We start from the raw sequence: 20,848 nt of genomic DNA on the forward strand, positions 1-20,848 counted from the left end.
CGACGCAACGTCAATTCAAAGATCACGATAGAGCCGCCCCGGGTTGAACACGCCATGCGGGTCGAAGGATGCCTTGAGACGCTTGTGGATGGCCGCCAGCGGCGCGCTCAGCGGCGCGAACACGCCCACGCCCTTGTCCTGGGCGCGGAATAGCGTCGCATGCCCGCCCACGGCGGCGGCGGCGTCGCGCACGCCGGCCGGCGGCATCGGCGTGACGACCCAGCGCTGGGCGCCGCCCCATTCGATGAGCTGCTCGCCATGCAGCTTGAGCTGGGGCGTCGCGCTCGGCAGGGACAGCCGCCAAAGCCGCGCGCCGCCAGCCACCGCCCGCTCGGCACCAATGAAGAACTCGTCGCTGTGGTCGCGCAGGCCGGTCCAGAAAGGCTCGGCCATGTCGCCCGGAATGACATCGCCGCCCAACTTGCGTGCCGCAGCCTCGACCGCGGCATTGGCGCCCGCCAGCCGCACGAGCAAGGCACCATCCCACCAGGCACTGGCTTCGATGGGCAGGGGCTCGCCGCCCCAGCGGTTGATCGCCATCAGCGCGGCGGACTGGTCGAAGTCGAAGCGCAGCGTGGCGGTCGCGGCCGGCAGCGGCAACACCTTCAACGTGACCTCGGTGATCAACCCCAGCACGCCCAGCGACCCCGCCAGCGCGCGGCTGACATCGAAGCCGGCCACGTTCTTCATGACCGTGCCGCCAAAGCTCAGCAACTCGCCCCGGCCATTGATCATCACAGCGCCCAGCAGATGGTCCCGCACCGACCCCAGAGCCGCCCGCGTCGGCCCCGACAAGCCGGCCGCCACCATGCCGCCCACGGTGCCGCGGCCGCCGAAGCGCGGTGGCTCGAAGGCCAGGCGCTGGTGGCGCTTGGCCAGCAGCGCTTCGACATCGGAGATCGGCGTGCCCGCCAGCGCGCTGACGAACAGCTCGCTGGGTTCGTAGGCCGTCACGCCATTCATCTCAAGCGTCGACAGCAGCTCTCCCTGCGGCGTCTCGCCATAGAAATCCTTGCTGCCATGGCCCTGGATGCGCAGCGGCGCGCGCGCATCGCGCAATCGGGTCTGCAGGTCAGCAAAGCTCAAAACCGCTCCAGTTCCGGGAAGGCCAGCAGGCCGCGTTTCACATGCATGCGACCGTACTCGGCGCAGCGGGAGAGGGACGGGATCTGCTTGCCCGGGTTCAGTGTGCCGGCAGGGTCGAAGGCGCGCTTCAACGCCAGCATCTGCTCGCGCTCCTCGGTGCTGAACTGCACGCACATGGAGTTGAGCTTCTCGACGCCGACACCGTGCTCGCCCGTCACCGTTCCGCCCAGGGCGACGCTGCGCTCCAGGATCTCGGCGCCGAACTGCTCGCAGCGGTGCAACTGGTCGGGGTCGTTGGCGTCGAACAGGATCAGCGGGTGCAGGTTGCCGTCGCCGGCATGGAAGACATTGGCGCAGCGCAGGCCGTATTTCTTTTCCATCTGCTGGATGTCGAGCAGGATGGTGGCCAGGTGCTTGCGCGGGATGGTGGAGTCCATGCACATGTAGTCTGGGCTGATGCGGCCGGACGCCGGGAAGGCGTTCTTGCGGCCGCTCCAGAACTTCAGGCGTTGGGCCTCGTTCTCACTGACCTGGCAGCGCGTCGCACCGCTGGCCTGCAGCACGGCTTCCATCTTCGCGACCTCCTCGGCCACCTCCTCGGGCGTGCCGTCGCTTTCGCACAGCAGGATGGCCTCGGCATCGAGGTCATAGCCGGCATGCACGAAGTCCTCCACGGCAGCCGTCATCGGCTTGTCCATCATCTCCAGGCCCGCCGGGATGATGCCGGCCGCGATGATGGCGGCCACCGCGTCGCCGGCCTTACGCACATCGTCGAAGCTGGCCATGATGCAGCGCGCCAGTTGCGGCTGGGGCACCAGCTTGACGGTGACCTCGGTGATGACGGCCAGCATGCCTTCGCTGCCGACCACCAGGGCCAGCAGGTCCAGCCCCGCCGCGTCGAGGGCCTCGCTGCCGAACTCGATGGGCTCGCCCTCGGCGGTGAAGCCGCGCAGGCGCAGCACGTTGTGCAGCGTCAAGCCGTACTTCAGGCAGTGCACGCCGCCACTGTTCTCGGCGATGTTGCCGCCAATCGTGCAGGCGATCTGGCTGCTGGGGTCGGGCGCGTAATACAGGCCGTGAGTCGCCGCGGCTTCGCTGATGGCGAGGTTGCGCACGCCGCATTGCACGCGCGCCGTGCGCGACAGCGGGTCCAGCGACAGGACGCGGTTGAACTTGGCCAGGGCCAGCGTCAGGCCAGCCTCATGCGGCATGGCGCCGCCCGACAGGCCCGTGCCCGCGCCGCGCGCGACGACGGGCACCCCGAGGCGATGGCAGGCCTTGAGCACCGCCGCCACCTGGGCCTCGGTCTCGGGCAGGGCCACGGCCAGCGGGCGCTGGCGGTAGGCGGTCAGGCCATCGCATTCATAGGGCGTGGTCTGCTCGGCCTGGTGCAGCAGGGCATGGGCCGGCAGCAACGGTGCCAGGGCCGCGATGAGTGCGGCACGGCGGGCGGCGAGGTCGACGGGGGCGTTCATGTCGGGCCCACTTTAGTTGCCCATTCCGAATTCGCGACACCCGCAATGCATTGAAGTTGCGGGCCGAGCGCCGGGCCGCTCCCTAGCCGGCACGCGCTGGCGATGTGCTTGCCGGTCAATCCGGCAAGCATCGCCGTCCCCCCGGGGGCTGAGGCCGGACACATGGCGCCCAGTGGGCGGCATGTGCCTGCCGAAGAGCTGCGGCGCAAGACGCGGCGCGGTCTGCAAGACCGACCAGACTCGCTCGCGTTCAGCGACGCGAGGTTGGGCGAGGGGCAGTTCATCTCAGCCTTCGATGACGAGCCAGTAGGCCGGCTTGTGCAAGGGCGTCTCGGGCGGCAGCAACGGATTCTTCAGCAACAGCTGGCGCCGGCGGGCCAGGTGGTGGCGGCGCAGCAGGTCGCCGAAATACTGCTGGAAGAGGCGCGCGAGGCTGCCGTCGCTGGCCGCGGCCTCCATGCCGCGCTGCAACTCGGCCGCCAATCGTGGCCGGTCCGGGCGCACGAAGAGATAGGAGGCCGCCGGGTAGCGCAGCAGCACATGGGGCTCGATGACGAGGTCATGGGCCGCCGGCGTGGTCGCCTCGTCGTCGATCTCGAAGACGGCGCGCGGGAAGTAGTCGATGCGGCGCATGCGCAGCATGTCGAACAGCGCCTCGTAGCGGCTGATGCCCTGCACCGGCAGGCCGTTGGCACGCAGGATGGCGGTGTCGGGCCAGTCCTGGCCCTGGCCGGCGACGTAGCGGGAGAGTTCGTTGAGGTCGTGCAGGTCGCGCCAGCGATCCACGTCCTCGGGGCGGACGAAGGCGATGCGGCAGCCGATGAGGCCGCGGTCCATGGGCACGCGCACAGGCAGCAGCTGGGCCTCGCGCTCGATGCTGGTCATGGTCCAGCACAGGTCGATGCGCCCGCTGCGGTCGGCCAGCTCACGCACGACGCGCGCCTGGGTCATCGGCGCGGGCGATTCCACCAGCTCATAGTCGGCACCGCTGCGCGTGATCGCGAGCTTGATGACGGCCTGCATGTAATGCCACTGCGGCACGCGACCGGGGTCGTGCTGGGGATAGACCAGCGGCGCGGGCCGCGCGGGCGCCTCGACGGCGGCGCCCGCTGCGATCATGAACAACAGCGGCCGGCGCCTCATCGCCCTCCCGCCGCCGCGCGCCGTCCCCGCCTCAAGGCTTGCGGCGCGCGCTGCTGCGTGGCTTGGCCGCCTTCGCGGCGGCGGTCTTCGCGGCCGGCTTGGGCGCGGCGCCGGACGCCAGGCCCTTGGCGACGCCACCCACCACCGCCCCGGGCACGCTGGCCGCGCGCTTCAACGTTTCGCTGGCGGCGTCGAAGCTCTGCTTGACGAGGTTGCCGGCGAGGTTCTTGGCCGCATCGGTCGCGGTGTCCTTCATGGCCGAGGTGGCCAACTGCGTGAACTGCTGGCTCAGCGCCGTCCACCACTGTGTCGGGTCGACGACGGCGGCCGGGTTGTCGGCCACGGCCTTGGCCGCATCGCCGGCCGTTTTCACGGTCTTGGCGGCGACCTTGCTGGCGGTATGGGCCGTCTTGGTCACCGTCTGCGCGGCGGCCTGGGCCGCGGGCGCCGCGGCGGCCAGGATTTCGGGCGGGATGCCGGGCCAGGAGGTGCCGTCGCCACCGGTGGGCAGTTTGAGGCTGTCGCGCAGGTCGGCCAGCGGCACGTTCATTGACTTCAGCGTCGACAGCGTCATGCGCTGCACCTCCAGCGCCTGGATGGTGGCGGCCAGCATGCGCGCGTTCTGTTCCAGCCAGAACTGCACTGTGCGCAACTCCTCGATGCGCTTGGAGAGCTCCTCCGGGTTGAGCGTCGGCGCCACCCATTGGCCGATGCCGGGCAGGGCCGAGCCGGCGTTCTTGACGAGGCCCTGCAGGAACTCGAAACCGGGCACGAACTTGGTGAAGCTGTTGTCGGTCATCTCTTGTCTCCTTGGCGTTGACGGATGCTACTTCGCAGGCAATAAGGCTTCGACGGTAAAACCCTGCTCGGCCAGCAGCTTGGGCAGGGCACGGGGGCCGCTCATGTGCAAGGCCCCGACGGCCACCAGCAGGCGCTGGCCGGCACCATGCAGGGCCGCGACGCGCTCGGCCAGCGGGCCGTTGCGGTCGTCGTTGACGCGTTTGAGCCAGGCGCGCTCGGCCGGGGTGTCGGCGCAGGCGCACCAGCGCGGGTAGTTCGCCAGCGCGCCAAGGTCGCCGCGCGACCAGGCGGTAGCCAGCTTGCGCAGGGGTTCGCGCATCTGGCCCTTTTGCAGCTGGCGCAAGGTGCCGTCGACGATGGCGGGCAATTCCGCTGCCTCGGGCTCCAGCGCCAGCAACTGCTCCTCGACGCTCTCCAGCGACTGCACCGGCCGGCCCTCGCTCTTGGCGCGCGCCAGCAGCATCACGTCCTGGCCGAAACCGGCATCAAAGCCATCGCGGCGCGCCTCCATCAGGGACAGCATGCTGAGCTGCAACATGGCGGGCAGTGCGCTCAAGGTGCCCGGCGACAGGCAAGCCGCGCGCGCCTGGATGTCCAGGCGCTGGGCCAGGACCGGCGGCAGGGGCGGGGCTTTGGGCATGGCCGCCAGCACGGCGCCGACGTCGGCAGGGTCGAGTTCCACGGCCAGCACCTCGGTCTGCGCCCAGGCCGCGCGCAGGGCCGGCCCGGCATAGGCCCAGTCAGCCTTGCCGACATGCAGGCTGCCGAACAGATAGCTGCTGTGGCCGCCACGGCTGATGCGCCACAACAGGCCACGGTCCGGCGCCTTGGCGGCCCAGGTGGCGGCCTGCTCGACACTCGGCAGGGCCGGCGCCGGCGGGCAGGCGGCGTGAGCGCTGCCGACGAACAGCAGGCCAAGGAGAAAGGCGCGGATCATGGTTCTGGGGTGATGCGGAGTTCGCCGGGTTTCTGAGAAAAATGCAGGCGACCGAGCACGTCCATGCCCAACAGCGGGGCAGCAAGGTCGGGCAGCACGGTGACCATCAACTTGTCGGCGCGCACGCCGCCTTCCAGCGCGACGTCGGCCCGTGCGAGGAAGCCACGCGTGGCGCCGGCTGCGGTATGGGCGCGCACGGCGCCCAGCGGCTTGAGGCCGGCGCGCTCCGCCAACACTTGCGGCAGGGCCGTCGTGGTGGCGCCGGTGTCGACGAGGAAGTCCACCTCGATACCGTCGACCCGGCCGGGCCAGTGGAAGTGGCCGTCGCCCCCGCGCGTCAGCACGATGACCTCGCCGGCAAGCTGGAAGCGGCTGGCCTCACGCTCGTGCTCCCAGAGCTTGAAACCCAGGAAAATGCCCAGGCCGATCAACAGCCAGATCGTCATCAGCTTGAGGGTGTGCGGCAGATCCTGGTGGGACACGGAGGCGACTGAGGCGAGGGTTTGCGCGGAACCACACGATACCCGGCCCCACCAGAATGCATTCATGTCGCCGCCGCCCGCCCTGCTTGTCGCGCTGCTGCTCGCCGGTGGCAGCGATGATCTGGTGCTGAATCGCTTCAACGACCCTTTCGAGGTGATTTCCAGCGACATCGCCGATTGCCCCGAGCCCCGCGGCCCGCGTATCACGGCCGCCGAGGCCCGCGTGCAGGCGCACCACCGTGCCGAGCGCGGCACCACCTGCTGGCTCAAGGGCGAATGCAGCGAGCCCAATGCCTTCCGCTATGACGCGACCATTGCCGGGGCCTTGCGTGCCAAGCTGAACAGCGCGGCCGCCCTGCATCCGAGCAGCCTGTGGCTGACCGTGCAGGGCCGGGTCGTCTACCTGGAGGGCTGCGTCGAGCGCGCCGAGCAGGCGACCGAACTGGAGGCCCAGGCACGTGGGTTGCCGGACGTGCAGCAAGCCCTGGCGCTGGTGCGGGTCGGCCAGGGCGGCGTCGTGCCCTATCGGCGCATGAATTGACCTGCAAGACCCCAGGCGTGACAACGCCGCCCTGCCTTGTCACGATGGCCCCATGCAACTGCTCAAGCGTCTTGCCACCCTCTTCGCGTTGACGGCCCTGCTGGGCCTGATCGGTTGCTCCAGCCTGACGCTGGCCTACGGGCAGCTGCCACTGCTGGCCGGGCTGTGGGCGGACAGCTATCTCGACCTGGACAGCGCCCAGCGCAGCCAGCTCAAGGCACAGCTGCAGGCCTGGCAGGCCTGGCACCGCCGCGAGGAGCTGCCGCAGTGGATCGCGCTGGTGGGCCAGGCCCATGCGGCGCTGGACGACGGCGTCACCCAGGACGAGCTGCTGGTCCTGGAGCGCGGCGCGCGCGCCAGCGTCGAGCGTTGCCTGCAGCATGCCGCGCCGCTGGCCGCGCCGGTACTGGCCAGCCTGCGGACCGAGCAATGGCAGCACCTGGAAAAGAAGATGGCCGAGAAGACGACCGAGTGGCGCGAGAAGCAATCGGGCAAGCGCGGGCCCGACGAGCGCGCCAAGCGCTACACCAGCAACCTCGAACGCTGGCTGGGCGACCTGGACCGCGCGACCCGCAAGCAGGCCGCAGCCGATGCGCGTGACTGGCATTTCGACCTGCCCGTCATGGCCCAGGCTCGCGCCGTACGCCAGGCTCGGCTGGTGCAGGCCCTGCGCGCCTGGGCGCGCCAGGACCTGGCCGCGGGCACCGCCCTGCTGATGCAGGACACCTTGACCCAGCCCGCCGAGCAACCCTACCGCGAGCAGGTCGTCGCCAGCCTGATGAAGCTGCTCAATGGACTGGACGCCGAGCAGCGGGCCGCTGTGCGCAAACACTGGGCCAATTGGGCGGCCGAGCTGCGCAGCCTGCAGACGGTCTGAACCGCTTCAGCTCCGCAGGGCCGCCACCGGTGCCAGCTGCGCCGCCCGCCGGGCCGGCACCCACACAGCCAGTTGGCCCAAGGCCCACAGCGCCAATGCGCCAGCGGGTAGATAGACCCAGGGCAGGCGCGGCAGCTCATAGCTTTGCATCAACAGCTGGCTCAGCGCCCAGGCGCCGACCATGCCGATGAGGATGCCGGTCGTCGTCAGCAGCAGGTTCTCGACCTGGAAGTAGCGCCGGATCTGGCCCTCGGTGGCACCCAACGCGCGGCGGGTGCCGATCATGCGGGTGCGCTGCTGCACCCAGAAGCTGGCCAAGCCGACGATGCCCATGGCCGTGACGAGCAGCAGCGACACGCAGACGCCGCCCATCAGCCAGGCCATCGCGCGGTCCTGGGCGTAGAACTCGGCACGCATCTCGGTCAGCGGCCGGCCCTGGGTGACGACGCGGCTCTTGTCATCCGCCTCCAGCAGTGCGGTCGCGGCCTTGATCTGGGCGTCGCGCTGGGCGGCGTCGACCCGCAGCACGTAGTTGCCGCCGCTGCGCAGCGGGAAGATCATCGCGGCGCCACCTTCGCTGCGCGCGCGGTGCAACTGGGGATGCGTCAGCGTCTCCACCACGCCGATGACGGTCGACGGAGAGCTGCCAAAGACGTAGATCGACTGGCCCAGCGGTGAGCGGCCGCCGAAGAGCTTGTCGGCCAGCACCTTGTTGACGATGACCTGGGGAATGTTCGGCTGCGGCACGCTGAAGACCTGGAAGCTGTCCAGCACCTCGTCGGGCGCGAAGTTGCGCCCCTCCAGCAGCTTGAGGCCGTAGGTCGCCAGCAGCTGGTCGTCCCCCGTGTACTGCGACGCGACGATGCGCAGGCCCTTGCTGTCGGGTTCCAGCGTCACGCCGCTGTTGTTGCTGTTGTTGCCGTAGACGATCTGGTTGGACGACGTCGCGGCCTTCACGCCCGGCAGCGTGCGCAGCCGCGCCATGTCCGCGGCCACGATGCCGGCGGTGCGTTCGCGCGGCGTTGGCTTGCTGTCGCGCAGGTTGAGCACGATGAGCTCTGACTCGGCCATGCCGCTGTCGGCGTTGAGCGCCTGGATGCGAGTCTGGATCAGGTGCAATGCGTTGGTGACGATGGCGCAGGTCAGCGCCACCTCCAGCACGATGAGGCCCGCCGCGATCTTGTGGCGGCGCAGCGTCGACAGGATGGGTGCGAGGTCGCTCAAGGCCCGCCCGAAGGCACCGAGGGGTGCAGAACCTGCGCGGGCGGGAGAGACGATGGACAGCGTGGTGGTATCGGACATCACTGCACCTTCAGTTGGACGGCAGGGGTGACGAGGGCCGCGCGCCAGGCCGGCAGCAGGCCGGCCAGCAGGCTGGCCAGCAGCGCCAGGCCCAGCGTCAGGGCCAGCATGGAAGCGTCCAGCTCGGCCAGCTTGGCATAGTCGTTCGGGCTCTGGCGCACCAGCCACAGGCCACCCTGGGCGAACAGCAGGCCGAGCAGCGCGCCGGCCAGGCCGAGCAGGCCGGCCTCGACGACGAACTGCTTGAAGATGTCGCCACGCGTTGCGCCCAGGGCGCGGCGCACGCCGATCTCGCCGCTGCGGCGCAGCGTCTTGGCCAGCAGCAGGCCCACCATGTTGACGACGCAGACGGCCAGGAAACCGAAGGCCAGCCAGGTCTGCAGGCGCACGTCGGCGGGCAGCACCTTCTGCGCGCCCAGCCACTCCATCACATTGCGCAGCCGCACATTGGTCGGCCGCTCGAAGCGCCCGGCCTTGCGCTGCGCTTCGGAATAGGCGACCAGGTAGTCGCGGTAGGCCGCGGCGTCCTCCGGCCGGGCGAACTCCACCCAGTACTGCACCCACGCGCAGGCGGCGTTCAGGTCGTACGAGCTGCCGCCGGCAGCGCCGCGCGCCCAGCAGTCGGTGTTGCCCCAGTGACCCATCTTCATGGCCATGGCGGTGGAGAACGGCAGGAAGAAATCCTCCGTCTCGGTATAGCTGCCGAGCGTCAGGTCCCAGAAATGCGGCTTGACGTGCCAGGGCTTGAGCACGCCGATGACGCGCAGGGGTTGGCCACGCACGATGATCTCTTTGCCGACGCTGTTGGCACCGCCGAAGAGCTTCTCGTTCAAGGCTGCCGAGATGACAGCCACGCGTGCCTCGGCCTCGTCGTCGGCCGCGCTCCAGCCGCCGCCGTGCTGCCAGGGCGCCTCGAACATCGCGAAGAAGTCGGCCGTCGTGTAGCGCGTGCTGGAAAAGACCGGCTTGGTCTTGGCGTCCGGCAGCGACACGGCGGTGTTGAAGCCGCTGGACATGACCTGGCGCGGCGCTTTTCTGTCGCGCAGCAGGGCCGTGGCGTCGAAGCGGGTCAGATCGAAAGTCGGCTCGTCGCCGGCCTTCCAGCCGACCATGTCCGAGGCATCGAGCTGCACATTGAACAGGCGCGCGCTCTTGGCCGGAATGGGGTCGCCGGACAGCACGTGATAGACGGTCAGCGTCGTCATGCAGGCGCCGATGCCCAGCGCCAGGGCCAGCACCATCAACGCTGAGAGGCCCTTGGCGGCCAGCGTGTTGCGCCAGGCGAGTTCGAGGTAGTGAAGAAACATCAGCGGTTCTCCAGAAGAGCGTTGACGGTGGCGAGTTCGGCATCGCCGAGGGAACCTGCCGCCTGGTGCAGGGCCAGCAGGGCCAGCACATGGCGGTGGCGGGCCTGGGTCTGCGCGTTCTGCGCGCCGGCCAGGGTCTGGATGGCAAGCAGCAGGTCGGTGGTGCTGCGCGTGCCCAGGGTCAGCCCGGTGCGCGTGGCTTCGAGCGCGCGCTCGGCGGCCTCGACGGCGACCTGCGCGGAGCGCAGCTGCACCGCGCCCTGGCCCACGGCCAGGTGCTGCGCCCTCACCTCGCGCAGCACGGCGCGGCGGCCGGCTTCGAGCTGCTCGCGGGCGGCATCCCGCTGAAAGCCGGCGCGGTCGGCCGCAGCGGCCACGGCGCCGCCGGCAAACAGCGGCACGGTCAGGCGCAGGCCGACCAGCGTCGGCGTGCGGCTGGCATCGAAGGCCGACACGCCGCTACCTCCACCGACATTGCGGCGCTGCGTCGTGTCCACGCCCACACTCAGTGTCGGCAGATGGCCGGCGCGCGCGGCGGAGATGCGCTGCTCGCTGGCCTGCACGTCCAGCTGCAGCGCGCGCAACTCGGGGTTGGCCTGCAGCGCACGCGCGGTCCAGGCTTCGGCGTCGTCGGGGAGGGCTTGCGCATCCAGCGCACGGCGCAGCGGCTGCAGGGTCGTGACCGGCACGCCAGTCAACTGGGCCAGGGCCTCGCGGGCATCGGCCAGGTTCAGCTCGGCGGCCAGCGTGTTGCTGCGCGCCAGTTCGCGGTAGGCGCGCGACTGGTCGGCCTCGACCTGGGCCGACAGGCCGGCCTTGAAGCGCGTGTCGGCCTCGCTGACCTGGCGGGCGAAGGCCTCTTCATTGGCGCGCGCCGTGGCCAGTTGGGCCTGGGCCGACAGCAGGCCGAAATAGGCGTCGGCGACGCGGGCCCGCGCGGCCTGCTCGGCGGCGGCCAGGCGCGCGGACTGGGCCGAGGCCTGGCTGCGGCTGGCGTCCCATTCGCGCAGCGCGGCCAGGTCGAAGAGGGGCTGGCTGATGCTGCTCGTCGTCGTGCGCGAGCGCTCGCCACTGCCGTTCTCGCGCTGCTCGCTGCTCTGCAGGTTCCACTGCGGCAGCAGCGCCGCGCGGGCTTCGCGTGAGGCCGCTTCCTGCGCGCCGTTGAAGGCCGCGGCCTGGCGCAGCAGCGGGTCGGCCGCGCGCGCCTGCGCCCAGACCTGCAGCAGGTCGTCGGCGCGGGCCGCGGTGGTGGCCGCCAGCAGCACGAGGACAAAGGTCAGTCGACGCATGGAGATCAAGCGGCCAACTCGGCCGCGAGGTCGACAACCTGGCCGTCGATGACATGGACATTGCGCTGCGCACGTGCGGCCAGCTGCGGGTCATGGGTGACCATGACGATGGTGGCGCCGTCGCGGTGCAGCTCTTCCAGCAGCTCCATGACGCTGCGCGCCATCGCGCTGTCGAGGTTGCCGGTGGGTTCATCCGCCAGCAGCAGGCGCGGCTCGCCGGCCAGGGCCCGGGCGATGGCCACGCGCTGTTGCTGGCCGCCGGACAGCTCGGCCGGGTAGTGGCGGCCGCGGGCCGACAGGCCGACGCGGGCAAGCGCATCGGCGGCGCGCTTCTTGCGCTCGGCGCCGCCAAAACCGCGGTAGCGCAGCGGCACTTCGATGTTGTCCAGCACGCTCAGGTCGGGGATCAGGTTGAAGGCCTGAAAGATGAAGCCGATCTTCTGGTTGCGGATGCGCGAGCGCTCGGCGTCGCCCATGCGGCTGACGTCGATGCCGTCGAGCTTGTAGCTGCCGCCGCTGAAGGCTTCCAGCAGGCCAGCGATGGTCAGGAAGGTCGTCTTGCCCGAGCCCGAAGGCCCGGTCACCGCGACGAACTCGCCCTCGTTGACGGTCAGGTTGAAGTCGCGCAAGGCATAGGTCTCGACCATTTCGGTGCGGTAGACCTTCTGCAGTTTTTCCATCTGGAGCATGGGGGTTGTCCTGTTCAGTCGGAGTGGGTTTGGTCGCGATCAGCTTTGCCGACGGCTTGGTTTGTCTAGGCGGCACCTGCTTGGTGGCAAGGTGCCGGGAGTCCCGCCCGGCGGCGGGGTAACTTTCTTCTGCGGGGCCAGAAGAAAGTCACCAAAGAAGAGGCCCTGAACCGCACACGATCGCGACGACGCCATGAGCGTCGCGCGAAAACTCTCTGCATCGTTTCGGGAAGACGCGACCCGCTGCGCTCTCGCTGCTGTCCCTATGACGAGCACCATCCACCGCCCCTTCACGCCGGTTAACGCCGGCTGCACGCCGGGCTCATCAGGAATACCGCGTCGCTGGGGCGACGGCACGGAGGTGCTGGCAGCGGCCGCGTCGCCCGAGCGACGTTGTATTTGGTTTTCTGGTGAGCTCGGCGTGCAGCCGCGCGTTAAGCGGGCAGGTGGTGTGATGGATGGTGCTGGTGACAGGGACCGCAGCGAGAGCGCAGCGGGTCGCGTCTGCCCAATCACCGAGTGGCTGTTGCACGGCACAGCTCGTGCACGTGGTGCTGGTGTGCGGTTCAGGGCCTCTTCTTTGGTGACTTTCTTCTGGCCCCGCAGAAGAAAGTTACCCGGCCGCCGGGACGGACTCCCGGCAATGCAGCGATCAGCAGCATTCGTCGCAAAAGCAACCTGACCAAACATCACAAATCAATCCGCAATCAGGACGCGCTCCGCGCCCTTGAAGTTGTCCGACCCGGAGATGACGACACGGTCTCCGACCTGCAGGCCCGAGATCACCTCGACCCGTTCCAGCGAACGCGCACCCAGCTTGACGGCAACCTTCTCGGCCACGCCGCCCCGCACCACATAGGCAAAGCTGCCGCCGCTCTCGTCGACGAAGCTGCCGCGGGCCACGCCCAGCACCTTGTCGCGCTTGTCCAGCAGCACCCGCACCGACAGGCGCTGGTTCTGGCGCAGCTGCTCGGGCTGTTGCCCGGCAAAGCGCAGCCGCGCGCTGACCTCGCCATTGACGACCTCGGGCGAGACCGAGCTGACCTGGCCGGCCCAGCGCTGGCCGTTGCCGGTGATCTCGCCGGGCATGCCGGGCTGCAGTTCGCGGGCGAAGCTCTCGGCCACCTGCATCTGCACCTCCAGCGCCGACAGGTCGATGACCGACAGCAGCTTGGTGTCGCGGGCGACGTTGGTGCGGTCGGGAATGAAGAGCTGGCCGACCTGGCCGTCCACCGGCGAGCGCACCTGCAGCTCGGCCACCTGGCGCTCCAGGTCGGCCACCAACAGCTGCTGGCGGGCCAGGGCGCTTTGCTTGGCCTGCACGTCGAGCTTGAGGCTGTCGGTCTTCAGGCCGCGCAGGTCGCGAGCCTGGTCGTGAGCGAGCTTGGCCTTGGCCAGCGTGTCCTGGGCGCGCTCGACCTGCATGCGCGCCGTGGCGCCGGCCTCGAAGGCCTGGGTCTGGCGGGCCAGGTCGTTCTGGGCCGTCTGCTGGTCGATGCGGGCGTTTTCAAACGCGCTCTGCAGCGCGGCCGACTGCTGGCGGGCCTCGACCTCGGCGCGGGCCAGGTCGGCGCGCAAGGCATCGACATTGCTGCGCTCCTGCGCCAGACGGTTGGTCAGCTCGGGTGAGTCGACGCGGGCCAGCACCTGGTTGCGCTTGACCGGGTCACCGGCCTGCACGGCGAGCGTGACGGTGCCGGCGCCGGGCGCGAACAGCGTCGGGCTCTGCGCGGCGACGACACGGCCTTCGCCGGCGACGTCGCGCGTCAGCGGTGCCACGTCGACGGTGGCCACGGACAGCCGGGCGATGCTGACTGCTGAGTCGGCGGACAGCATCTGCTTGATTCGGCCGCCGCTCACCAGCACGAGCACGGCCACGACGCCCGCGCCGCCGGCCAGCAGCAGCGGCCAGCGCCGGGACTTTTGAGCGAGGGGGCGGTCCTGTTCCGAAGTGTCGCGAAAGCGGGTGTTCATGCCCTGTCTTCCGCAAGGGATGTGCCAGCACGCGCCGCGTGAAAAATCAACGACTTGCAGCCGTGACATGTGTCCGCGGACAGGTGGCGGACAGTCCGAACAAGCTCAGCAACCGTCCGCAGCGTTTGCTTACGAAAGCGCACAACTGGTGGCGAGACGACACGAGTGGCCGGCTCCAACAATCGCGCCGCTTCGGAGACTGAAATGACTCTCGCCCGACTTTGCCTGCTGGCCGCGCTGACCAGCCTGAGCTGGCCCGCGCTGGCTAACGATCTGCCGCCGTCGACCATGACGGAGTCGGAAGCGCGCCGCTTCCTCGCCCAGGCCGGCTTCGGGCCGACGGATGCGAGCGTCACCCAGGTGATGGCCGGCGGCCGCCCGGCGTGGCTGGCGAGTCAATTCACGCTGGCCAATTCCGACTTCAGCGGCGTGCCCTATGTCGACCCCGATTCGAGCAAGGGTTGCCCCACTGGCGCGCCGGCCGCCTGCAAGCGTGACAACTACACCTTGTTCCCGGTGCAGGTGCAGTTCTTCGCCAATGCCGTCAACCAGCCCGACCAGCTGCGCCAGCGCACGGCCCTGGCGCTGTCGGAGATCCTGGTCGTGTCGGGCAATGTCATCAAGCTGCCCAATGCGATGGCTAACTACCAGCGCATCTTTTTGCGCAACGCCTTCGGCAACTTCCGCGACGTGCTCAAGGAGGTGACGCTGTCCCCGGCCATGGGGCGCTTCCTGAACATGGCCAACAACGACAAGCCCAACCCGACCAAGGGTATTGAGCCCAACGAGAACTACGCCCGCGAGGTGCTGCAGCTGTTCTCCATCGGTCTGTCGCAGCTCAACCTCGACGGCAGCGTCCAGCTCGACGCCAAGGGCCAGCCCATCGCCAGCTACGACCAGGACACGGTCGAAGGTTTCGCCCACGCCTTTACCGGCTGGACCTATGCGCCGCGGCCCGGCGCCACGCGCAACAAGTTTGGCAACCCGAGCTACTACGACGCGCCCATGGTCGCCTTCGACGACCATCACGACAAAGGCACGAAGAAGCTGCTGAACGGCACCGTGCTGCCGGGCGGCCAGACGGCCCAGGCCGACCTCGAGGCCGCTGTCGACAACATCTTCAACCATCCCAATGTCGGCCCCTTCATCGGTCGCCAGCTGATCCAGCAGCTCGTCACGGCCAACCCCAGCCCGGCCTATGTGCAGCGCGTGGCCACGGCCTTCAACGGCGGGGCCCTCGTCAACGGCCAGCGCAGCAAGCGCGGCGACATGAAAGCCGTGCTGACGGCCATCCTGACCGACGCCGAGGCCGCCTCCTCACAGGCGCCCGCCAACTTCGGCAAGCTGCGCGAACCCATCCTGCAGCTGACCCACCTGCTGCGCAGCATGGGCGGCGTCAGCGATGGCGTGTGGCTGCGCAGCCAGGCCGCGAGCCTGGGCCAGGCGGTCTACAGCCCGGCCAGCGTCTTCAACTTCTTCCCGCCCGACTACGACCTCCCCGACAACCCCAGCCTGGACGGCCCGGCCTTCGGCGTCTTCAACGCCAGCGCCGCCTTCAAGTTGAGCGGCGTGCTGCAGACGGCGCTGAACGGCAAGGGCGTGGCGGCCGACGCTTCCGTGCCCGGCGCCATCGGCACCAAGATCGACCTGGCCCGCTGGCAGGCCCTGGCCACCACGCCGACCAGCCTCGTCGCCGAGATCAACCGCGTGCTCTTCGCCGGCCGCGCCAGCACGGCGCTGCAGACCGCTCTGCTGAAGGCCGCGCAGATTGCGCCGGCCACCAAGCCGCTGGATCGCGCCAAGGCGGCGCTCTTCCTCGCCGCGATGTCGCCCGAATACCTGGTGGAGAACTGAAGTGAAAAGGCCCCTCGCCCACTCTCGCCTCGCTGAACGCGGACAAGCCTGGTCGGTCCCCCGCGGGGACGGCGATGCTTGCCGGTTCGACCGGCAAGCACATCGCCAAACGGGCCGGCTCGGGAGCGGCCCAGCGCTCGGCCCGCAAATTCACGCGTTCCGGATCGGAGAACTGACATGCTGAAGCGTCGCCATCTGCTCTCCCACGCCGCCGCCTTCGCCGGTGCCTCCGCCCTGCCGTCCCTTGCCGCGCCGCTGATCGGCAGCGACTACCGCGCCCTGGTCTGCGTCTTCCTGTACGGCGGCAACGACGGCAACAACATGGTCATCCCGACCGACGCTGCCAGCTACGCCGCCTATGCAAGGGCACGCGGCACGGCCGGCGCCGGTGGGCTGACGCTGCCGCAGTCGGCCCTCGCGCCGCTGAACGGCGGCGGCGTCGGGCTGCACCCTGCGCTGACGCCACTGGCCGACATCTGGAACCAGGGCCATCTGGCCGTGCAGGCCAACGTCGGCCCGCTGGTCAAGCCCATGACCAAGGCCCAGTTCAACGCGGCCAACGCCCAGGCGCCGAGCAATCTCTTCTCCCACGATGACCAGCAGGACCAGTGGCAGCGCGGTCAGTCCTTCAGCGGCAACACGGCCACGTCGACGACGGGCTGGGGCGGCCGCATCGCCGACCTGCAGGCCAGCAATGGTGTCGTGCCCATGGCCCTCTCGGTCAGCGGCAACAACGTCTTCATGAACGGCGCGACCCACGCCGGCCTGACGGTCGGCAGCGGCACCAGCTTCGCGATCAAGGGCTTTGGCAACAACCCCGGCGCCAACCCGCTCTACCAGCTCTATCAAGGCCTGCTGCAGCAGCCCTATGCCAACGCCGAGGAACGCGCCGCGGCCAGCGTGCTCAACCAGGCCCTCAAGGCCAGCAATGTCCTGAACACGGCGCTGGCGGGCACCGGCAGCATCGCCGGCCTCTTCAGCGGCCTGGGCAGCAACATCGCCCAGCAGCTGCTGACAGTGGCCAAGATGATTGAGGGCCGCTCGGGTCTGGGCGTCACGCGCCAGCTGTTCTTCGTCAGCATGGGCGGCTTCGACACCCACAACGACCAGCTCAACCAGCAGCAGGCCCTGTTCTCGGACCTCGGCCCCGCGCTGAAGGCCTTCTACGACGCGATGCAGCAGCTCGGCGTTGCCAACGCGGTGACGACCTTCACCGCCAGCGATTTCGCGCGCACCTTGCAACCCGCTTCGGGCGGCGGCACCGACCACGCCTGGGGCAACCATCAGTTCGTGCTCGGCGGCGCCGTCAAGGGCGGGCTCTACGGCCGCATGCCCCAGCTCGTACTCGCAGGGCCGGACGACATGTCCGACGAGGGCCGCTGGCTGCCGACCACGTCGGTCGACCAGATGAGCGCGACGCTGGCGAGCTGGTTCGGCGTCGGCGCGGCCGATCTTGGCGGCGTCTTCCCACACCTGACCAACTTCAGCGTCAAGAACCTCGGCTACTTCGGTTGACGCTTGGCGCAGGGCTGCGTCAACAGGCCGTAGTTCGCTTCCTTGGCATAGAGGAAGCGGCCACTGCCGACCTCGAAGATCAACTCGGTCGACACGATTCGCCCCCACCAAGCGCGCACGAAGAGCAGCTCCTCGTTGATCCATTGAGCCTCGGCGCTGTCAAGCTCGCGGTCGAAGTCCATGCGCCAGCGGGCGCTTGTCTTGGTCGAGAAGATCTCCAGGGCCACCGTGTCCGGACCGTTGACGCCCGGTCGAGTCACCCGCGTGAAGGCCGCCGTGCGTTGCGGCGCCCAGCGCTTGTCTTCCCCCTCATCGTCCTGCGGCGGCGCTGCAGGACGCACGGCCAGGCGCTTGACGGTGACATGACCCTTCAGCGGGATGAGCTGGGGCGCGGCGTAGACGACAACGGCCTCATCGCAGCTCTGGATCGGTTCGGCCTGCGCAAAGCAGGAAACAGCCGGGAGAGCCGCGAGAGAAAGAACGGAAAGGAATGGACGCATGGTGGCGGCGTTGGGAGGTTGGCGGATGCTGCCAGCCTCAACGCCCCGCGCTGCAGCGGGATGACTTCGTTCGTGGGGGGCGGCCGCTCAGGCCCCGACCGCGACGAGGAAGCAATAGGCCAGCACCGCGCCCCACAGGCACAGCCCGAACAACGAGGAAGCGCTTCGCAACATGTCGTTCTCCCATCCGTTAGAACGCGGCTGCCGGCACCTCAGGTGCGCAGCAGCTTGTCCGCATAACGCCAAGTTTGCGGGGCTTGGGGAAACACTGTTGCCAGCGCGGTTTCCGACAGGCCGAGATGGCGCTGCAGCAATGGCGCCAGCACCTGGCGGAAGTCCGTGCGCACGGCCAGGTCGCGGCCGTCGGCCAGGGCGCTGCCGTCCAGGCCCGGCCATTCGCCCAGCACCTGCCCGCCGGCGACCGGCCCGCCGAGCAGCCAGATGACGTTGCCGCGGCCATGGTCGGTGCCGCCATTGCCGTTCTGGCGCAAGGTGCGGCCGAACTCGCTGACGACGACGATGACGGTGTCCTTGTAGGTGTCACCCAGGCCGACGCTGAGCGCGTCCAGGCCCTCGCCCAGGCTGGCCAGGCGGTTGGCGAGCTGGCCGCGGGCGGCGCCTTGGTTGACATGGGTGTCCCAGCCGCCCACCGCCGTGAAGGCGAGCTGGGTGTGGGCGTCCTTGCGGATCAAGGTACCCAGGCGCCGCGCATCAGCGGCGAAGCTGCGCGCGGACGGCGCACCGGCGTCGGCGCTCGGATCCATGGACTTGCCCTCGCCCGCCGCCATGCTGCGGCTCATCTCACCGCGGCCCTGGGTCGTATCACGCAGCGTGCCGCTGAGCTGGGCGTCGTTGGCATAGAGCTTGGCGAGGCCTGCCTGCATCTGCGGATCGTCGATGGCGCGGCGCTGCATCGCGTTGGGCCCGAGCCCGAGGCTGGCGACGCTGGCGGTGCCGGCAAAGATGCGCGGTGGCGTGCTGCCCTGGCTGATGGCGCGCGTCGGCGCCGGTTCGCCCGGCAGGGCCGACAGCAGCCGGTTCATCCAGCCGTCCGGCGTGGACTTGCGGCCGGGCGTGCCGGATTCGAAGTAATCCTGCGCATCGAAATGGGAGCGCGTCGGGTCGGGCGAACCGCTGGCATGCACGAAGGCGAGCTGGCCGCCGTCCCAGTGGCGCTTCAACGGCGCCAGTGAGGGATGCAGGCCGAACAGAGAATCGAGCTTGATGAGGCCGTCCTCGGCGCCCGGTGCCGCGAGCGCGATCTGCGGGCGGCTGGCGGCGTATTCACTCTCGCCATAGGGCGCGACGACGGACAGGCCGTCGACGGCGCCACGCAGCATGACGACGACGAGTTTCTTCTGGGTGCCCCCCTGGGCCTGCACCAGGGAAACCGGCAGGCCGCCCAAGGTGAAGGCGCCGAAGTGGAGCAATTGACGACGCAACATGGCGGTCACCTCTTCATGAAATCGGGGCTGGCGAGCAGCAGGGCAACCTGCTGGCCCACGGGCTCGGTCGCGAGCGTGCGGCGCGTCGGTTCACTCACCGACGCACCCAGGGTGCTGGTCAGCTTCTCGGCACTGATGCCGCTGCGCTGGCCCAGCGTCGTCGCCAGTTGCACGCGCTGTGTCAACGCCTCTGGGTTGCGCCAAGCAGCCGCAGTGTTCTTGTAGCCATCGGGCGTTTGTGCGCCGTAAAGAGGCTGGCCGGCCTGCGCCAGCGCGGCGAGCAGATTGCGCGGGTCGGCCGGCTGCAGGTCCAGTGCGCGCAAGGACGACAACAGGTATTGGTAGGGCGTCTTGAACTTGGCCTGGTAGGCCTCGCGGCTCCAGAACTCGTCGGCACGAATCAAGGTGCGCGTGAACTCACGCAGGTCGCCGCCGGTCGCCTTGAAGTTGTCGGCTAGCTTTTGCACCAGGCTGGCCGGCGGATCGTCGGCCACAAAGGCCTGGGCGAACTTGAAGGCGAGGTGGCGGGCAGTGGCCGGATGGGCGGCCAGCACGTCCAGCGCGTGCTCGCCTTCGGCCATGCCGCCGCCCTTCACGGCCTGGCCCAGCCAGGTCTTGCTGCCGTTGTCGTGCTTGCGCGGCTCGAAGGCGAACAGGTCGCCCGTGCCGCCGACCAGCGCCTTGCGCGTGTCCAGGCCCCAGCCGGTCAACATGCGCGCCAGTTCGGTCACGTCGCGCTGCGCGTAGCCGCCGTCCACGCCCAGGGTGTGCAGCTCCATGAGCTCGCGGGCGTAGTTCTCGTTGAGGCCGCCGGGCACGCGGGCCTTGAACTGCGGCCTCTCGGCGAGAAAGCGCCTGGCGCGCTGCGGCGGCTCGTAGCCGGCGACGACGCTCTGGGCGTTGTCGAGGTAGATCAGCATGGCCGGGTGCTTGGCGGTCGCGCCCAGCATGTCGCGGAAGCGCCCGAGCACATGGGGCCGGATGGCGCGCTGCTCGTAGTCGGCGACCAGGACGCCGACCGCCTGCTTGCCGGCGAAGACATTGAAGTGGTTGAACCAGAACTCGGTCAATACCTCCTCGAGCTGGGCCGGGCTTTGCAGTGCGCGCGACAGACGGGCCGTCGCAGCTTGGCCGACGAGGGGGCGGATCTTGTCGCGCACCGCATTGATCGCGTCGGCATCGGCCTTCATGCCCTGGGCCTGCTCGCGCCGGGCCTCACGGGCAGCCTTCACCGCCTCGCGGTAGCGGCCCAGCAACTCGGCCTGGCCAAGCTGGAGCACCTCCAGGCTGGCCAGGCGAGCGCTCAGGCCTTCAGGCTGAGGCAGGCGGCGCGGCTCCAGTTGCTCGCCGAGGAAGCGCTCCAGCCATTTGTCGGCGCCCTGGGCGGCGATGGCGGCGGCGTCGGCCGGGCGTGGGCCGTAGCCCAGGCGGTTGAGGGCGTGCAGGGCGCGCTCTTCGGTGCTCAAGGCGGGAGTTGCAACTGCAACAGCCGCCTGGCTGCGGCGCGCTGCCAGCATGACGCCAGCCAGGGCGGCGGCGCTGCTCAGCACAAAGCGGCGGTTTTTCATGGAGGCCTCCGGTGTCTTGCGCCAGAGCATCCCGCCAGCCACGCAAGGCCTTATGGCCGATGC

The 20,848-nt window shown here is 69.4% G+C and carries 18 protein-coding genes; 4 read left to right on the plus strand and 14 right to left on the minus strand.

Annotated elements, in window-relative coordinates; all coding sequences use genetic code 11:
- Window positions 1-15: 15 nt before the first annotated feature.
- The 6 genes from glcE to ASC95_RS14520 form a co-directional block, all read right to left on the minus strand.
- On the minus strand, window positions 16-1,086 hold the full coding sequence (gene glcE / locus ASC95_RS14495; RefSeq protein ID WP_057298439.1) for a glycolate oxidase subunit GlcE: 1,071 nt from the start codon (window positions 1,084-1,086) through the stop codon (window positions 16-18).
- Window positions 1,083-2,561: an FAD-linked oxidase C-terminal domain-containing protein gene (locus ASC95_RS14500; protein WP_057298440.1), complete on the minus strand. Its 1,479-nt coding sequence runs from the start codon at window positions 2,559-2,561 to the stop codon at window positions 1,083-1,085. The genes glcE and ASC95_RS14500 overlap by 4 nt, the downstream gene beginning before the upstream one ends.
- Before the next feature lie 285 nt (window positions 2,562-2,846).
- Window positions 2,847-3,680: an ABC transporter substrate-binding protein gene (locus ASC95_RS14505; RefSeq protein WP_157256329.1), complete on the minus strand. Its 834-nt coding sequence runs from the start codon at window positions 3,678-3,680 to the stop codon at window positions 2,847-2,849.
- 55 nt (window positions 3,681-3,735) lie between these two features.
- Complete coding sequence (locus tag ASC95_RS14510; protein ID WP_057298441.1) at window positions 3,736-4,503, minus strand: PhaM family polyhydroxyalkanoate granule multifunctional regulatory protein; 768 nt, start codon at window positions 4,501-4,503, stop codon at window positions 3,736-3,738.
- 27 nt (window positions 4,504-4,530) lie between these two features.
- Entirely contained in the window at window positions 4,531-5,442 is a 912-nt protein-coding gene (locus tag ASC95_RS14515; RefSeq protein WP_057298442.1) for a TraB/GumN family protein, read from the minus strand.
- A complete protein-coding gene (locus ASC95_RS14520; RefSeq protein ID WP_057298443.1) occupies window positions 5,439-5,924 on the minus strand; it encodes a TIGR02281 family clan AA aspartic protease in 486 nt (161 codons plus the stop codon). The genes ASC95_RS14515 and ASC95_RS14520 overlap by 4 nt, the downstream gene beginning before the upstream one ends.
- 64 nt (window positions 5,925-5,988) lie before the next feature.
- Between ASC95_RS14520 and ASC95_RS14525 the strand changes: the two genes are divergently transcribed.
- The gene (locus ASC95_RS14525) at window positions 5,989-6,465 is read left to right on the plus strand and encodes a BON domain-containing protein (RefSeq protein ID WP_057298444.1); all 477 of its coding nucleotides are present in this window, start codon (window positions 5,989-5,991) and stop codon (window positions 6,463-6,465) included.
- A gap of 52 nt (window positions 6,466-6,517) precedes the next feature.
- Complete coding sequence (locus ASC95_RS14530) at window positions 6,518-7,342, plus strand: DUF6279 family lipoprotein (protein WP_057298445.1); 825 nt, start codon at window positions 6,518-6,520, stop codon at window positions 7,340-7,342.
- 6 nt (window positions 7,343-7,348) lie between these two features.
- Here ASC95_RS14530 and ASC95_RS14535 read toward each other — a convergent pair whose 3' ends face one another.
- From ASC95_RS14535 to ASC95_RS14555, 5 genes are all read right to left on the minus strand, one after another.
- Window positions 7,349-8,644, minus strand: coding sequence for an ABC transporter permease (locus ASC95_RS14535; RefSeq protein WP_082567811.1), 1,296 nt, complete (start codon window positions 8,642-8,644; stop codon window positions 7,349-7,351).
- Window positions 8,644-9,951, minus strand: coding sequence for an ABC transporter permease (locus ASC95_RS14540; RefSeq protein WP_057298446.1), 1,308 nt, complete (start codon window positions 9,949-9,951; stop codon window positions 8,644-8,646). Before ASC95_RS14540 ends, ASC95_RS14535 begins: the two co-directional genes overlap by 1 nt.
- Complete coding sequence (locus ASC95_RS14545; RefSeq protein ID WP_057298447.1) at window positions 9,951-11,240, minus strand: TolC family outer membrane protein; 1,290 nt, start codon at window positions 11,238-11,240, stop codon at window positions 9,951-9,953. The genes ASC95_RS14540 and ASC95_RS14545 overlap by 1 nt, the downstream gene beginning before the upstream one ends.
- Window positions 11,241-11,245: 5 nt before the next feature.
- A complete protein-coding gene (locus tag ASC95_RS14550; protein ID WP_056205385.1) occupies window positions 11,246-11,929 on the minus strand; it encodes an ABC transporter ATP-binding protein in 684 nt (227 codons plus the stop codon).
- 696 nt (window positions 11,930-12,625) lie between these two features.
- A complete protein-coding gene (locus ASC95_RS14555; protein ID WP_057298448.1) occupies window positions 12,626-13,903 on the minus strand; it encodes an efflux RND transporter periplasmic adaptor subunit in 1,278 nt (425 codons plus the stop codon).
- 204 nt (window positions 13,904-14,107) lie between these two features.
- On the opposite strand from ASC95_RS14555, the gene ASC95_RS14560 reads away from it, so the two are divergent.
- A complete protein-coding gene (locus tag ASC95_RS14560; protein ID WP_057298449.1) occupies window positions 14,108-15,757 on the plus strand; it encodes a DUF1800 family protein in 1,650 nt (549 codons plus the stop codon).
- 177 nt (window positions 15,758-15,934) lie between these two features.
- A complete protein-coding gene (locus ASC95_RS14565) occupies window positions 15,935-17,272 on the plus strand; it encodes a DUF1501 domain-containing protein (RefSeq protein ID WP_057298450.1) in 1,338 nt (445 codons plus the stop codon).
- Here the strand turns inward: ASC95_RS14565 and ASC95_RS14570 are convergent.
- The 3 genes from ASC95_RS14570 to ASC95_RS14580 form a co-directional block, all read right to left on the minus strand.
- Entirely contained in the window at window positions 17,260-17,772 is a 513-nt protein-coding gene (locus ASC95_RS14570; protein ID WP_057298451.1) for a hypothetical protein, read from the minus strand. The genes ASC95_RS14565 and ASC95_RS14570 overlap by 13 nt on opposite strands.
- A gap of 212 nt (window positions 17,773-17,984) precedes the next feature.
- Window positions 17,985-19,217 (minus strand): DUF1501 domain-containing protein, encoded by a 1,233-nt coding sequence (locus tag ASC95_RS14575; RefSeq protein ID WP_057299029.1) that lies wholly within the window; start codon window positions 19,215-19,217, stop codon window positions 17,985-17,987.
- Between the two features lie 5 nt (window positions 19,218-19,222).
- Window positions 19,223-20,785 (minus strand): DUF1800 family protein, encoded by a 1,563-nt coding sequence (locus ASC95_RS14580; protein ID WP_082567878.1) that lies wholly within the window; start codon window positions 20,783-20,785, stop codon window positions 19,223-19,225.
- Window positions 20,786-20,848: the final 63 nt, after the last annotated feature.

Origin of the sequence: Pelomonas sp. Root1217 (assembly GCF_001425705.1) — a bacterium.
GTDB lineage: Bacteria > Pseudomonadota > Gammaproteobacteria > Burkholderiales > Burkholderiaceae_C > Pelomonas.

What these genes read in the sequence shown, in the direction of transcription:
- ASC95_RS14500 (WP_057298440.1), bottom strand. Translation starts at nt 2,561, where the DNA reads ATGAACGCCCCCGTCGACCTCGCCGCCCGCCGTGCCGCACTCATCGCG.
- ASC95_RS14505 (WP_157256329.1), bottom strand. Translation starts at nt 3,680, where the DNA reads ATGATCGCAGCGGGCGCCGCCGTCGAGGCGCCCGCGCGGCCCGCGCCG.
- ASC95_RS14510 (WP_057298441.1), bottom strand. Translation starts at nt 4,503, where the DNA reads ATGACCGACAACAGCTTCACCAAGTTCGTGCCCGGTTTCGAGTTCCTG.
- ASC95_RS14515 (WP_057298442.1), bottom strand. Translation starts at nt 5,442, where the DNA reads ATGATCCGCGCCTTTCTCCTTGGCCTGCTGTTCGTCGGCAGCGCTCAC.
- ASC95_RS14525 (WP_057298444.1), top strand. Translation starts at nt 5,989, where the DNA reads ATGTCGCCGCCGCCCGCCCTGCTTGTCGCGCTGCTGCTCGCCGGTGGC.
- ASC95_RS14530 (WP_057298445.1), top strand. Translation starts at nt 6,518, where the DNA reads ATGCAACTGCTCAAGCGTCTTGCCACCCTCTTCGCGTTGACGGCCCTG.
- ASC95_RS14535 (WP_082567811.1), bottom strand. Translation starts at nt 8,644, where the DNA reads ATGTCCGATACCACCACGCTGTCCATCGTCTCTCCCGCCCGCGCAGGT.
- ASC95_RS14540 (WP_057298446.1), bottom strand. Translation starts at nt 9,951, where the DNA reads ATGTTTCTTCACTACCTCGAACTCGCCTGGCGCAACACGCTGGCCGCC.
- ASC95_RS14545 (WP_057298447.1), bottom strand. Translation starts at nt 11,240, where the DNA reads ATGCGTCGACTGACCTTTGTCCTCGTGCTGCTGGCGGCCACCACCGCG.
- ASC95_RS14550 (WP_056205385.1), bottom strand. Translation starts at nt 11,929, where the DNA reads ATGCTCCAGATGGAAAAACTGCAGAAGGTCTACCGCACCGAAATGGTC.
- ASC95_RS14555 (WP_057298448.1), bottom strand. Translation starts at nt 13,903, where the DNA reads ATGAACACCCGCTTTCGCGACACTTCGGAACAGGACCGCCCCCTCGCT.
- ASC95_RS14560 (WP_057298449.1), top strand. Translation starts at nt 14,108, where the DNA reads ATGACTCTCGCCCGACTTTGCCTGCTGGCCGCGCTGACCAGCCTGAGC.
- ASC95_RS14565 (WP_057298450.1), top strand. Translation starts at nt 15,935, where the DNA reads ATGCTGAAGCGTCGCCATCTGCTCTCCCACGCCGCCGCCTTCGCCGGT.
- ASC95_RS14570 (WP_057298451.1), bottom strand. Translation starts at nt 17,772, where the DNA reads ATGCGTCCATTCCTTTCCGTTCTTTCTCTCGCGGCTCTCCCGGCTGTT.
- ASC95_RS14575 (WP_057299029.1), bottom strand. Translation starts at nt 19,217, where the DNA reads ATGTTGCGTCGTCAATTGCTCCACTTCGGCGCCTTCACCTTGGGCGGC.
- ASC95_RS14580 (WP_082567878.1), bottom strand. Translation starts at nt 20,785, where the DNA reads ATGAAAAACCGCCGCTTTGTGCTGAGCAGCGCCGCCGCCCTGGCTGGC.